The 12,991-nt window shown below is 58.1% G+C and carries 12 protein-coding genes and 1 pseudogene; 6 read left to right on the forward strand and 7 right to left on the reverse strand.

The window, feature by feature from the left end; genetic code table 11:
* Positions 1–12: 12 nt before the first annotated feature.
* From CSE6_RS09720 to CSE6_RS09730, 3 genes are all read right to left on the reverse strand, one after another.
* On the reverse strand, positions 13–1,278 hold the full coding sequence (locus tag CSE6_RS09720; protein WP_034406315.1) for an NnrS family protein: 1,266 nt from the start codon (positions 1,276–1,278) through the stop codon (positions 13–15).
* On the reverse strand, positions 1,271–1,675 hold the full coding sequence (locus CSE6_RS09725; protein WP_034379853.1) for a group III truncated hemoglobin: 405 nt from the start codon (positions 1,673–1,675) through the stop codon (positions 1,271–1,273). The genes CSE6_RS09720 and CSE6_RS09725 overlap by 8 nt, the downstream gene beginning before the upstream one ends.
* A 391-nt stretch (positions 1,676–2,066) precedes the next feature.
* Positions 2,067–2,456 (reverse strand): MerR family transcriptional regulator, encoded by a 390-nt coding sequence (locus CSE6_RS09730; RefSeq protein ID WP_059440415.1) that lies wholly within the window; start codon positions 2,454–2,456, stop codon positions 2,067–2,069.
* A 73-nt stretch (positions 2,457–2,529) separates the two neighbouring features.
* Between CSE6_RS09730 and CSE6_RS09735 the strand changes: the two genes are divergently transcribed.
* Entirely contained in the window at positions 2,530–3,609 is a 1,080-nt protein-coding gene (locus tag CSE6_RS09735) for an SDR family oxidoreductase (RefSeq protein WP_059440416.1), read from the forward strand.
* Positions 3,610–3,851: 242 nt separating this feature from the next.
* Here the strand turns inward: CSE6_RS09735 and CSE6_RS09740 are convergent, their stop codons facing one another.
* Both CSE6_RS09740 and CSE6_RS09745 read right to left on the reverse strand, forming a co-directional pair.
* A complete protein-coding gene (locus CSE6_RS09740) occupies positions 3,852–4,250 on the reverse strand; it encodes a Fur family transcriptional regulator (protein ID WP_083994705.1) in 399 nt (132 codons plus the stop codon).
* A gap of 67 nt (positions 4,251–4,317) precedes the next feature.
* The gene (locus CSE6_RS09745; protein ID WP_045840489.1) at positions 4,318–5,415 is read right to left on the reverse strand and encodes a DUF1624 domain-containing protein; all 1,098 of its coding nucleotides are present in this window, start codon (positions 5,413–5,415) and stop codon (positions 4,318–4,320) included.
* Between CSE6_RS09745 and CSE6_RS09750 the strand changes: the two genes are divergently transcribed.
* A complete protein-coding gene (locus CSE6_RS09750; protein WP_238585673.1) occupies positions 5,405–6,970 on the forward strand; it encodes an OprD family outer membrane porin in 1,566 nt (521 codons plus the stop codon). The genes CSE6_RS09745 and CSE6_RS09750 overlap by 11 nt on opposite strands.
* Before the next feature lie 244 nt (positions 6,971–7,214).
* On the opposite strand, the gene CSE6_RS09755 is transcribed toward CSE6_RS09750, so the two are convergent.
* Together CSE6_RS09755 and CSE6_RS09760 are read right to left on the reverse strand one after the other, a co-directional pair.
* A complete protein-coding gene (locus CSE6_RS09755; RefSeq protein WP_059440418.1) occupies positions 7,215–7,712 on the reverse strand; it encodes a hypothetical protein in 498 nt (165 codons plus the stop codon).
* Between the two features lie 243 nt (positions 7,713–7,955).
* On the reverse strand, positions 7,956–9,356 hold the full coding sequence (locus CSE6_RS09760) for a PLP-dependent aminotransferase family protein (RefSeq protein WP_059440419.1): 1,401 nt from the start codon (positions 9,354–9,356) through the stop codon (positions 7,956–7,958).
* 171 nt (positions 9,357–9,527) lie between these two features.
* Between CSE6_RS09760 and CSE6_RS09765 the strand changes: the two genes are divergently transcribed.
* The 4 genes and pseudogenes from CSE6_RS09765 to CSE6_RS09780 all read left to right on the forward strand — a co-directional run.
* Positions 9,528–10,817: a hydroxymethylglutaryl-CoA reductase, degradative gene (locus CSE6_RS09765; RefSeq protein ID WP_034356319.1), complete on the forward strand. Its 1,290-nt coding sequence runs from the start codon at positions 9,528–9,530 to the stop codon at positions 10,815–10,817.
* A gap of 97 nt (positions 10,818–10,914) precedes the next feature.
* On the forward strand, positions 10,915–11,358 hold the full coding sequence (locus CSE6_RS09770) for a hypothetical protein (RefSeq protein ID WP_034406331.1): 444 nt from the start codon (positions 10,915–10,917) through the stop codon (positions 11,356–11,358).
* Positions 11,359–11,375: 17 nt separating this feature from the next.
* A complete protein-coding gene (locus tag CSE6_RS09775; RefSeq protein ID WP_003066594.1) occupies positions 11,376–12,758 on the forward strand; it encodes a tripartite tricarboxylate transporter permease in 1,383 nt (460 codons plus the stop codon).
* Positions 12,759–12,772: 14 nt separating this feature from the next.
* Positions 12,773–12,991: pseudogene (locus CSE6_RS09780) on the forward strand (hydroxymethylglutaryl-CoA lyase); the annotation flags it as partial.

Genomic DNA, 12,991 nt, shown 5'->3' on the forward strand with positions numbered 1-12,991 from the left:
GAGTGATCTCGTTCAAACAGATTTTCTGGACTTGCTGGCGACATGTCCTGATGGTTGAGCCGCTGGGAGTCCAGCTGGTGGCAGGCGCGGCCGAATCAGCAAGGGCGCAAATCGCCATAGGTACAAAGCAAAGGCCAGCACCCATGCAAGCGCCGAGGCATGCAGCGCGGCTTGAGGGAGCCCCGCAGGCAGAAGTGCCAGCAGGCGCAGCAAAGCGGCGGCAAGCACCAGCACATACATCACCACGATGCTCCCATCGGCGCGCAATGGTCGCCCCAGATGGCCCAAAGCCGTACGTGTCACCATGCCGATTATCAGCACCGCAAAGCCGGCCACACCGATCACATGGATCGGCCAGGCCAAGCGCAATACCCAGCCGCTCGCCTGGAACGCTGCCACCAGCAGGCCCGTGCCCAAGGCCGCATGACCCAGATACAGAATCCACAGCAACGGCACCTGACGCACAGCCCAGGGTTTCCAGGCCAACACCTGCCATAGGGTGACTAGTCCCGTGACAGCCAATGCGGTCACCATACCCGACACCCATCCCAGCAACAGGCAGACAATGCCAAGCACGCCAGCCCAGAGTTGCCACTGCCCGCTGGCCGTATGCATGGGAATCTGCAGATCCGTCACCGCCCGCATTGCGAAGAATGGAATAACGCGCCGCGCAACCAGTAGTGCAGTCACAGCCATGCACAGCAGCCCTGTATAAAGGTAATGCATCAGCGTTGCGTAGTCGCTGCCTTGCCATACCGAGCGCAGAAAGAGTGCATCGGCCACGCCCAGACCTGACACCAGCAGCGGCAGGCCGTAGTTGCGTCGGCTGCGTGCTGCATAGATCACCCGGCCCAGCACTACGGCAGCGGCGGCGAAAAACAGCAGTTCGCACACTACGGCAAAAGCAAAAGCTGTATCACCCACCACCAGGAAACCCACGCGCGCCAGCAGCCACAGTACGCACAGCCCGCCCAGCGCCCGGCCCTGAATAGGGTTGCTTCCAGTCCAGTTACTAGCCGCCGTGAGCAGAAAGCCCACGGCAATCGTCGCCACAAAGGCCCACAACATCTCGTGCGCATGCCACTGCACGCCGCCCAAACGCCCCGCAAGCCACTGTGGCGCGAACACCCACAACGCGACCGACACCGCAGCCCACAGACAACCGGCCATGTACAAGGGCCTGAAGCCAAGCTCCAGTAAGGCTTTCCACTGGGGTGCAGGAGCCTTGGGTTGGGGCACAAACCCCATCGGCTCCTCGATCTGCAGCAGCTCAGACATGGCTCACCACCGCCGGTAGTGCCTTGGGATCACGGCTCATCTGGTAGCCCGACCACAGGCTCTGTGCAATACGGCGCGCCGCCTGCCACGCTTGATCGGCCATGGCGCGGTTGGGTTGCTCGGCCAGCGTGATCTCGAACAGGCCCAACCAGCGCTCAAACAGCTCTAGGCTTAGACCCGGTAGCGCAGCATGCTTGGGCATAGGGGCCCCTGAAAAGCGTGCTGTGCGTCGCAAAATGGCCGACCAGAAATCCACCAACTTGGTCAGATGATGATCCCAGTCCGCTATACGTGCATCGAAGATGGGGCCGAGCACCTCGTCCTGGCGTATTCGCGCATAGAAGGAGTGCACCAAGCTGACGACCTCCTCTTCAGTGCAAAGCACATGAATCCTCATTGCACAATTCCTTTCGCTGTCGTTACCGCACATAAGATTCATTAATTATGTATCTTATAGCTAGACATGTCTCTAGGTGCATGGTGTTGTTGCTTTACAGGGACTTCCCGTCAATGCAAGCGCTGATCAGTAACTTTTGACGGACCTGTCTGTCAAGGCGATCCAGGTGCTTGAAACGAGGAACAGACTGCCCATCTACAGACGGGGTTAGGCACGAGGTGTGCGCCCCCAGAAACAAACCGCGCAGCAGGGCTCCATTCAAATCTCGTAGAGAGGACGCGCAAGCCTGCACTGAACCAGACAGGGTCCGGCCGCTACGTTCCACAAAATACCTGAGCGGGGGCTTGAAACCGGAAGCCGGCGGCAGCTTCCGTTCCTGGGCACCGACAGCTCAGCTCGAAGCCTTGGCCAGTTGCTGCAGTTCAAGTTGTCTGGCAGCACTGGCTTCGAGGTTTGCACGCTCTTCATCCAGATAGCGGTAAATGCTTTTGAGGTCGGCGATTTTCTGCCTGATCTCCGCCATCTTCTTTTCAATGAGTTTGGCGCCGTCAGCACAATCAATCGTCTTGTTCCGCTGCGCATCCAGGATCTGGCCTATTTCCCCCAGCGAAAAACCCATGCTTTGCGCGCGCTGGATAAAGGTCAGATCCTTCAGGGTTTGCGCAGTGTAGACGCGATAGTTGTTGGTTCGCCGCGTCGGCGAGATCAGACCGATTTGCTCGTAGTAACGCAAAGTATGGCGGCTGGCGCCGCTGCGGGTTTCAAGTTCGCCGATTCTCATCAAAATACCGCTTGACTATAGAGTTAGGTCGACACTCTACATTTGATTTCTCACCTTACCTAGGAGCAGGAGAATGAACGTGGAGTGCTTTGTCACGGGAGGGACCGGCTTCATCGGTCAACATTTGCTGGCAAACCTGAGTGCCAAAGGTCACACTGTCCGGGTGTTGATGCGCCGCCCAGAACGGCTGGCTGCACTGCGAGAGCAAGTCGACAATCTGGGAGGAATTGCCACCCGGATATTTGCCGTTGCAGGCGACCTTGAGCGGGACAACCTCGGGCTGAGTCCCGCCGACCAAGCAGTGCTAAGGCAGGCCAGAGTCGTATTCCACCTGGGTGCCCACTTCGCTTGGGGGCTTTCATTGGAGCATTCTCGTGCGGTCAATGTAGAAGGGGCAAAGCGCGTGGCGCTGTTGGCGGCTGAGCTAAATAGCCGCTTGGTGATGATCGGCGGCTACATGCTGAAGAATCATGAACATCTGCTTCGCATCGGAATTGATCCTCGTCATCCAGAGCTGACCGATTGGCCTGCCGTCTACCGACACGTCGGTGCTTACGAGGCGAGCAAGCTGGAAGCGCACTTTGCGACCCTGCAGGTCATGTCCACCAAGGGTGGGGAAGCTACCGTAGTTCACCCCGCGACGGTCTGCGGCCATAGCCGTACCGGACATATCCTTGACGGTCGGCCGCTGGTGGCACTGATACGCAATCTTGCGCAGGGAAAGCTGGCTGCAGTGCCCGGTACTGCCAAGCATTGGCTGCCACTGGTCACCGTGGATTACCTGGTTGAGTTGGTGGCGGCTTGTGCTTTCGATCCTGCCATGGTGGGCAAGGAACTGCTGGCGCTTGATGACCAAAGCCCCAACTTGCGGGAGCTCTTGGGACAGGTGGCACAACCCATGGGCTTGAAGCCTCCCAGGTATCACATCTCACTGCGATTGCTGAAGTTACTGCTGAGTATTCCGCCCGTCGCGCGGTTCTTGAATACAGACGCCGAAGCCTTGGACTTTATCCAGACCACTCGCTTTGATACGGCGGCGGTCGAGCAATTTGCCAATAGGCATGGAATAGCCAAACCGGATATACGTCAGGCTTTGCAGCACACTGCAATGTTCATCAACTCATATTGCATGACCAAGGACAGGACTGCCTGACATATTCCTTGGGGCAGCAAACAACATCAAGATCGAAGGTGGTCGTACGGAGCAGTACGGCGCGGTCTCGGGCTCGTCGCAGATGTGCGCTTGCATACGCCCGCAAGGGTCTGCTGCACCATTTCGGCACACGCAGAAGCAGTCATCCAGATGATGTCGGACATGACAACAGATCGCATGGCCGGTCTGGGATGGAATCGGTATTCAAGGCTGACCGACAAGACGGCTACCGGCAAGAGAGGTCATCCCCCCGACAAATTGGACGCGCACTCACGACAGCAGCCATACAGCGTAATTTCATGGCTATCTACCAGAAAACCAGGTGGCGCCAAGCCCGCCAGGTTGCCGGGACAGGCATGCACATCGAAAACCCGCTGACAGACGGTGCACTGAAAATGGTGGTGGTGGCCGTGGTGAGCTACCTCATACATGGGCGTGCGCTCAGGCAAGTGGACTTCATGAAGAAAACCCTCTTCAGCCATCGCTTTGAGCGCTCGGTACACGGTCGCAATCCCCAGCCCGGGTAGCGTTGCCTGCGCCAACTCCAGCACCTCCTGTGGCGCAAGCGGCCTGTCGGCCTTCGTCATGGCCTGCTCAATAGCCGCGCGCTGCTTCGTGGATCGTTGCTTGGAGGGGGTCATTGTGGCAAGGCTATGTCGTGGAAGCGGGGATGCGATATTGTGCCCTGGCTCGCCCCTTGAGCGGCCCCTACAGGTACTTGAGCCAAGTGATGTCGCGTCGACGCTGCTTGAATGCAGCAAACCAGCGAACGACGGGATACAAGGTCACGGCCAGCAGCGCCGAGATCACCCATAGCCAAAGCAAACTGCTCAGCCCGAACAGTTGTCCCTGGTTGGCCCCCCAGACCGCCATTGCGCTCAAGTACATGAACTTGAGCACGTACAGATGCAGCACATAAAAAAACATAGGCGCGGCCCCCAGCGTGGCCAGAAGCAGCAGCCAGCGGCGGCCTGTGGCTTTCTCGAACGCTCCCAGCAGCAGCAATCCGATGCCGAGCGTCAACAACAGGAACAGCAGTGAGGGCGGATACTTGGTGACGTTGAACCAGGACATGACCGTCCGCAGCGTATCCGCACCGGCCAGCCAAGGTGCATCGCCATACAGGTTCAGCGTGCGCAACAGCGCAAAGCTCAGCAGGCAGCTAATGCCTGCAACGAGCAGATGGTGTCTGCGCCGTGCCGGGTCACAGGCTTTGCCAAACCACGGTCCGATGGCGTAGCCCAGGGCGATCACACCAATCCAGGGCAGCAAGGGATAGGACGTGCGCAGTTGCAAGCCCGCCAGCTCCAGCCAGCCACGATCATGCAAGATTGCCCAGGGAATATGCATCACGTGATCCGCCGGGAAATGCAGGCTATCGAACAGGTTATGGCCTGCTACCAGCACCAGGCCCAATAGCAGCAAGGCCTTGCGTGGCAGCCACACCAGCACCGACAGAGCCAGCATGGAAAGACCAATGGCCCAGATCACTTGCAGGAAGATCTTGGCGGGGGGAAATTGGAAAGTCCAGGCGAAGTTGACTACCGTCACCTCCAGCAGCACCAAGAACAGGCCGCGCCGCCACAGGAAGCCTGACGCTGCACTCGCCTGACCCGCCTCGGCATGGCGGCTGGCATACAGATATGCCCCCAAGCCTGTCAGAAACACAAACACAGGCGCACACAAATGGGCCAGCATGCGCGGAAAGAACAGGCCGGGCGCAGTGTCTGCCACCACCATCGGGTCCGGCACTTGCAGATGCAGGTAAAAGGTTTCACGGACATGATCGAGCAGCATGAACAGCATGACGAGACCACGCAGCGCATCGATCGATTGCAGACGGCCAGCACTCGCTAGCGAAGATGGAGAAGGTGACAAGCTGTTTGCACTATTGATATTGAATTATCACTATCATATCAACTCTATGTTTACCCGCACATGGTTCCAGCTCTTCCCTTCCAGCAAGCAAACCATGTGTCCAAGAGCGCAGGAGCACATGCACGCTGTCTTCCCCGAAAAACCTATCGAGACCTCCCGCCCCACCCTCTGCTCCCCTGCAATCGTCGCAGCCTTGTTCCTGGCTGGTGGCAAGGCCTTCGCTATTGGACAGGAGGAGGCCAAAGGTTTTACCGAGGGCAGTTCCCTCATCATGCAAAACCGCATGCTTTCAGAGCAACTCGACTATCAAAATGGCAGCAGCTTTCGCGCCGCAAGCGGACAGAGAGGCCAAACCCTTGCTCGCGAATCGGCCTACGGGCTCATGCTCAATTACGAATCAGGCTACACACGGGGCCTTGTTGGAGTGGGGCTTGATGCGCATGCCTATGGGGCCCTCAATCTAGGCACCGAAGCGAACCATGCACGCGCAACACCTCGCTACGTGGCCAGGGATGGACAAGAGATTGCTGATCGTTTTGGGCGCGCCGGCGCTGCGCTGAAAATCCGAATGTCAGCCACCGAACTGAAGGTGGGCGAGATGCGTACCGGGTCCCCGCTCTTCAGTTCGTCCGATACTCGATTGCTGCCTGAAAGCAATCGAGGCTGGCAAGTCATCAGCACAGACATCCCTGCGCTCACACTGCAAGCCGGACGCTTTACCGGCTGGGCTGACCGCAACGCCCGCAAGAACGGTGCCGACCTACTGGCCAACTACTCGGGCGTGACCAGCAGCTCCTTCAGCTTTATAGGTGGTACATGGGTCACTCCCATCACCAACCTGACGCTCAGCAGCTACTACGGGCAATACGCGGACAACTGGAACACCGCTTATCTGGGAAGTTTCTACAAACTCCCTCTGCCAGATAAGCGTTCACTGTCATTCAATCTGGATATCTATCGCAGCACCGATACCGGCAGGGCAAAGTCCGGCGTCATCGACACCACCACCTGGAGCTTGATGAGCAGCTACGTCATAGGTGCTCACAAATTCGGACTCGGCTACCAGAAAGTCCGCGGGAACAACCCGTTTGACTATGTGAATCGCGGCTCCATCTGGTTGGGAAACGCGATGCAGCTGTCCGACTTCAACGGTCCGCGCGAAGCCTCCTGGCAACTCAGGTACGACGTGGACCTGAGCTCCATCGCAACCCCTGGATTGAGCGCGGGCGTGGCCTACACCAGAGGCTCCGGTATCGACAACAGCCGTCTCAACGCAGTGTATGCCAGCTACCTCGGCTATTCGGCAGCCAACGGCAAACACTGGGAGCGAGACATTCAGGTTCGATACACGGTGCAACATGGGGCGGTGAAGAATCTGAGTTTGCAGTTGCGCTACGGAGTGCATCGAACGAATAAAGCGCAAGGTGAAGCCAATATGAATCAGCTTCGACTACAAGCGGAGCTTCCATTCAAGGTCCTGTAAACCTGAACGAACTGCCTGATGGGCTGCAATCAGTGATTCATTGCGGCCTCTTTTTCTTCCGATACCTGGCATGAAGCGGTCGATGGGGAAAGTTCACGCCCGACCGCTTTCAAGGGCAGGATTGAAATGGAGGTCCCGGCCACAGGCCGTCGCTGGAGGCATGCGAAACTGACGCTCGGCGCAGGCATCGGATATCGGATGGCGATGAGGAAGTACATGCAACCGAAGGGCGCGCAAGCGATCTTCATCCGAAATGAGAGAAGATGATCCATCCACGCTTGGGAATTACTATCAAGCCAGACTCATGCCCAGTTGCATAGAAGGAGCCTGGTTCTCTCAACGCCTCATCGATGCCGCGCTGCATTTCGGAGGGAATATCCGAGCACCCCTCGTTCATACCGGTCAGCCAGCCGTTTCGAACTATTTCGCCCTTCGGCTCGATGTAGGGTGTTTCCTTCCAGTCACTGTATTCGCGAGCTTTATGCCGCCTAGCCTGCTTGGCTTCTCTTAAAGCATCAAGCCCATTCGAGCGAATGTTTTCCAGCGATAGCCCATCGATTTTGTAGACCGCTGCTCCGCAACCTTCTCTGAAGCCGCCGCTGTCTTCGATAAACAGTAGTTCTTCAATCTCGATCGCCTGAGGTAGGTAGCCTTCGTACCAGTAGCTGTTGAAGCTTGCACAGCCTCGGGTTGCAAGGAGGAACGCAGCCACAATTGAAAGTGCCATCAAACTGAGCTTCATTGCGCCTCTCATATCGCCCAGGGGTACGCGTCGAGCCAAATAGCCAAGCAGCCGACCCCGAGGACGAAGTTGCCGGGCGCTCCAAAAACTGGTGTGGCCGGTGAAAGCCGCTCAAGCAGCGGACCGTGATCGGCAGCCATAAGTCTGTAGCGTTGATCAATCAAGGGACAGCGGGTCTCGACCGAGGCCACTTCTCTTTTTGGGACTCCAACGAATGAGTTCCGCAAAGCTATGCAAAAGCGATCAGCGCACCTCCTGCATTGCTCGATAGGCCACCTCAAAGCGGGGGTCCAGCATGGCACCTACATTGCAGCGCGACCAAGGTGATGTCTGGCTCGGATCGAGGTTGAAAACATGGCCCGGAGCCATGGTGACTTTGTGGGCGAGCAAACGCTCGGCCAGACGCACGGCATCGGGATTGCCGGGGAACGTGGCCCAGAGGTATAGCGATTGAGTGTTACGCGCAAACACCTCGCACTCGTGCATCTCCAACCAGTCCAGCGCCTGCTGCGTTGCCTTGCCCAGACGCTGGCGCAAGCGCACGAGATGCCGCTCGTAGTGGCCTTCGCGGAGCATCACATCGACCATGCGCTCGCAGTATTCGGACCCGCTCACATGGATCAGCGATCGCAAATCTGCCAGGTCGCTGGCTAAAGCATCGCTGCAGGCGATGAATCCCACGCGAAGGGCCGCAGAAAACGACTTAGAAAAACTGCCTATATAGATCGTGCGTTCCAGCTGGTCCAGCGTGGACAAACGCACTGACGAGGTTGGTTTGAAATCGGCCAATGGGTCGTTCTCTACCAGCAAGAGGTTATGCCGTTCTGCAAGCTGCAGGACGCGGTAAGCCTTGGCAGCGCTGATGTCCGAGCCAGTGGGGTTGTGCGCCAGAGACTGGGTAAAGAACAAGCGCGGGCGCTCGGTCAGCAGCAACTGCTCCAAAGCCTGGACATCGGGCCCATCGGCTTGCCTGGGGACTCCCAACACACGTGCTCCTGCCAGTTTGAGCTTGCCAAACAGCAAATAGTAGCCAGGATCGTCTACTAGCACCGTCGCGCCGGGCGGGACGAAGTAGCGAATCACCAGATCCATGGCCTCATTCGCACCTTGGGTCAGGACCATTTGCTGAGGTGTGACTCCCAGGCCGAACACGCCCAGCTTGCGCACCAAGCTATCTCGCAGCGGCGCATAGCCAAAGCGGCTGCCATAGCGAAACAAGGACCCCAGTCCGGTTCGCACCACTTTCTGGTGATAGCGATCCATGCGCATATCGGCCAGCCACTCTATAGGCGGAAATCCATCGCCAACCGCGACAGCATCTGGCTGGGTCTTGAGTTGCTCGCGCATCAACCAGACCACATCCATCGCGCGATTGAGCTGCCCTGCGTCTTCATCCTGAATCGCATGGCGGGCCTGCGGTTGAACATAAAAGCCAGCACCGCGCCGGGACTCCACCAAGCCGCGTGAGACCAAAAGATCAAAGGCGGCAACCACGGTGTTTTTGGCGTAACTGTGCAAATGCGCCAGCTCACGCAAGGATGGCAACTTGTCCCCTGCACGATACACACCATCGGTTATTTGCTGCCCTATCAAATCAGCTAAACGCTCTGCAATAGGGGCCTGACGCTTGTTGCCACCCGCCATTCAAGTCTCCTAGATCGTGAGTTGCCAGTATGTATGCCGATGGGTCCAATGCTGCATTGCGGCAGTACTGTTCTCGCAAACTGTACCTGTATTTAAAGGTACAGTTTGAATAAATTCTCGGCCAACCGTCCCCTTGTATTGATATCCAGATTTGGATCTGTAGGAGTTTTCATGGCCGTCGATTCGCGTCTTCCCAATTTCCGAGCTCTCACCCCCGCACAGCGCTGGGAGCATGTCGCCACCGCATGCAATCTCAGCGCCGAAGAACGCAATCTACTGACCCATGCTGGCGCCCTGCCCGTCACCTTGGCTGACGGCATGATCGAAAATGTGGTGGGCACGTTCGAGCTACCCATGGGCGTCGCAGGCAACTTCCGCATCAACGGTCGCGATGTGCTGATTCCGCTCGCAGTGGAAGAGCCTTCAATCATTGCTGCTGCTTCGTATATGGCCAAGCTGGCCCGTGAAGACGGAGGCTTTGAAACGTCGAGCACCTTGCCGCTGATGCGTGCGCAGGTGCAAATCGTCGGCATCAGCGACCCCTATGGTGCAAGACTGGCGTTGTTCAAGGCCCGCGATGAGATCCTCGCGCAAGCCAATAGCCGAGACAAGGTGCTGATCAGCCTGGGCGGTGGCTGCAAGGACATCGAAATCCATGTCTTCCCCGATTCTCCGCGCGGCCCTATGGTCGTGATGCACTTGATCGTTGACGTGCGCGATGCCATGGGTGCCAACACCGTGAACACCATGGCTGAATCAGTCTCGCCACTGGTGGAAAAGATTACCGGTGGTTCGGTGCGTCTGCGCATTCTCTCGAACCTGGCAGATCTGCGCCTGGCCCGTGCTCGTGTACGCCTGACCCCACAAACCTTGGCCACCAAAGAGCGCAGCGGCGAGGCAATTATTGAAGGCGTGCTCGACGCCTACACTTTCGCAGCCATTGACCCCTACCGCGCCGCCACCCACAACAAGGGCATCATGAACGGCATCGACCCCGTCATCGTCGCTACAGGCAACGATTGGCGCGCGGTGGAAGCCGGTGCCCATGCCTATGCCAGCCGCAACGGCCAATACACCTCGCTGACGCACTGGGAAAAAGACAATGCCGGCGCTTTGGTGGGAACCATCGAGCTGCCCATGCCCGTGGGCTTGGTGGGTGGTGCCACCAAGACCCATCCGCTGGCGCGCCTGGCGCTCAAGATCATGGAAGTGAAATCTGCCCAGGAACTGGGCGAGATTGCCGCCGCCGTGGGTCTGGCCCAGAACCTTGGTGCTTTGCGCGCGCTGGCCACCGAAGGCATTCAGCGCGGCCATATGGCACTTCACGCTCGCAATATTGCACTGGTCGCAGGAGCCGTGGGTGAAGAAGTAGAGATCGTCGCCAAGCGCCTGGCTGCCGAGCATGACGTGCGCACCGATCGCGCACTGGAAGTGCTGCAAGAAATTCGCGCCCGGCGCTAAGCATCCTCAGCCTCGCCAGGCACATCCGGGCGAGGCTTTTCTTACCCGAAACGGGAACAACAACAACAACAACAACAACAAGCAAGGAGACAAGGCTATGAGTTCCGACAAGCAAGCCTCGCACTGGCAACTCGCTGAGGTCTGGGGTGATACCGTCGACCTCAAGCACCTGAGCTGGTCCATCCTGATTGGCATCGGGATCAGCGTGCTCGGCTTTTTTGCAGCCAGCCGTTGGCTGAGCTCGGTGGTCGAATCCAAACAGCTGGCTCATGCCTACGCCATGCTCGCTGGTCTGGCCGGCTGTGTTCTGGCTGGCGTTATTTGCGCTCGCATCTTCCCCCCAAAACGTGTGGTGACCGAAGAAGACATCTCCAGCAACCCTGAATGGCGTGCCGAGGTGCTGCGTGAGCTAGAGCAGCAGCCCGGTGGTCTGGGTTCTGTGTCTGACCTGCCCCCAGTCGTGGTGCAGGAGCTCAAGGAACTCAAGCTCTACGAGCTTTTCGTCACGCCCAAGACACCCCAAAGCCGTGATGGCCAATAACCCTAGGAGTACACGGCATGGATCCTCAACTCATTGAACAAATCGGCGTCGCTGCGGGCATGGGCCTGATCGGCGCCATCGTCTTTGCTGCAATCGGACTGGTTTCCGGCACCGACGAAACCACGACACTCGCACCACTCACCCTGCTTGTCGTTTTGCTCGGCGTTCCGCCTGCAGGCGTCTTTACCTTCTTTCTGGCTGGTGCTGTTGCCAAGCACATGACCCACGCCGTTCCTACAGCACTGCTGGGTATCCCCGGAGATACACTCGCCACGCCTTTGCTGCAGGATGCAGACTTGTTGCGCAAACTTGGCGTGCCGCATATTGCCTTGCGCAAAATGGTCTCGGGCGCCATCGTCGCGGCCTTTGTCGCCGTGCCGCTGGCGGTGCTGTTTGCCGTGATGTTGGCGCCATTCGGCTCAACCATTACCAAGACTGCACCCTGGATTTTTCTGGCCGCAGCCGTGCTGATTGCCTATTTCTCCAAAGGCCGCTGGGGTGCAATTGCTTTGCTCGTGCCTTTTGTGGTGGTGATTCTGGCTCTGCAGGCACTGACTGCCAAGTACGACACCAAGCTCAGCATCAGCTACTTCCTGGGTATCGCCATTGGACCTCTGGTCGCCGATCTCTTTACCGTCATGGCGCCCGCAGGACGCAAGAGCATGTTGCGCGACAAGGTTCGCCAGTTCAACCTGGCTCCTGATGTCAAAGGTTGGTCGGGCTATTTCCCCAATCCTCTCAAGGTGCTGGATAGAACCCAGACACGTTGGACGTTGACGACTGCCGCCATTTCCAGCGCAACCTTTGTATTCAGCCCTGTGGCCATGACCGTGGTGCTGGGCGAGTTGGTGGGCTCTCGCATCAAACACGCTTATCACCGCCTGACCACGGTGCTGAGCGCTCGTAACGGCGTGACAGAAGCCACCTACATTGCTGAAGCGCTGATCCCGCTGATCGCCTTCGGTTTGCCCTTGAGTCCTGTGGCTGCCGGCCCTGCTGCACCGTTGTTCAATGCACCTCCACGCTTTACGGTGGATGCTGCTACGGGCCAGACCCACAATCTGCACAACCTGCTGAGCCACTGGGAGTTTCTGGGCTACGGCATGTTGTCGGTGTTGCTTGCCGCAGTGGTGTCCTATCCGTTTGCAATGAACTACGCGCGCCGTGCTGCAATGTTTGTATCGCGCAAAGTCAGCCACGAAGCCATCATTGCCACCTTTGTCGGCCTGATCATCGTGATCAGCGTCTGGGAAGGCGGTCTGCTGGGTCTGCTGGTGATCTTGACCATGGGCCTCATGGGTGGCCTGCTCTCCCGTACCTTCGGCTTTAACACCGGCGTGCAGTTCATGGGCTATTACACAGCCGTGCTCAGCGTTCCTGCGCTGCTCAAACTGTTCTGAAAGCGAGAGCAGCAATGTCGAATGCATCAGAGCGCCGGGTCAAGATCGTGGAAGTCGGGCCACGCGACGGCCTGCAAAACGAAAAGCTGCCTGTGCCATTGAATGCCAAGGTCGAACTGATCAACCAGCTCAGCCGCGCAGGCCTGCGCTTTATCGAAGCGGCTTCGTTTGTGTCGCCCAAATGGGTGCCGCAAATGGCCGGCAGCGCCGAAGTGATGGCCTTGATCGACGTA

The sequence above is a fragment of the Comamonas sp. E6 genome, from assembly GCF_001010305.1.
In the GTDB taxonomy this organism is placed as follows: Bacteria; Pseudomonadota; Gammaproteobacteria; order Burkholderiales; family Burkholderiaceae_C; genus Comamonas; species Comamonas thiooxydans.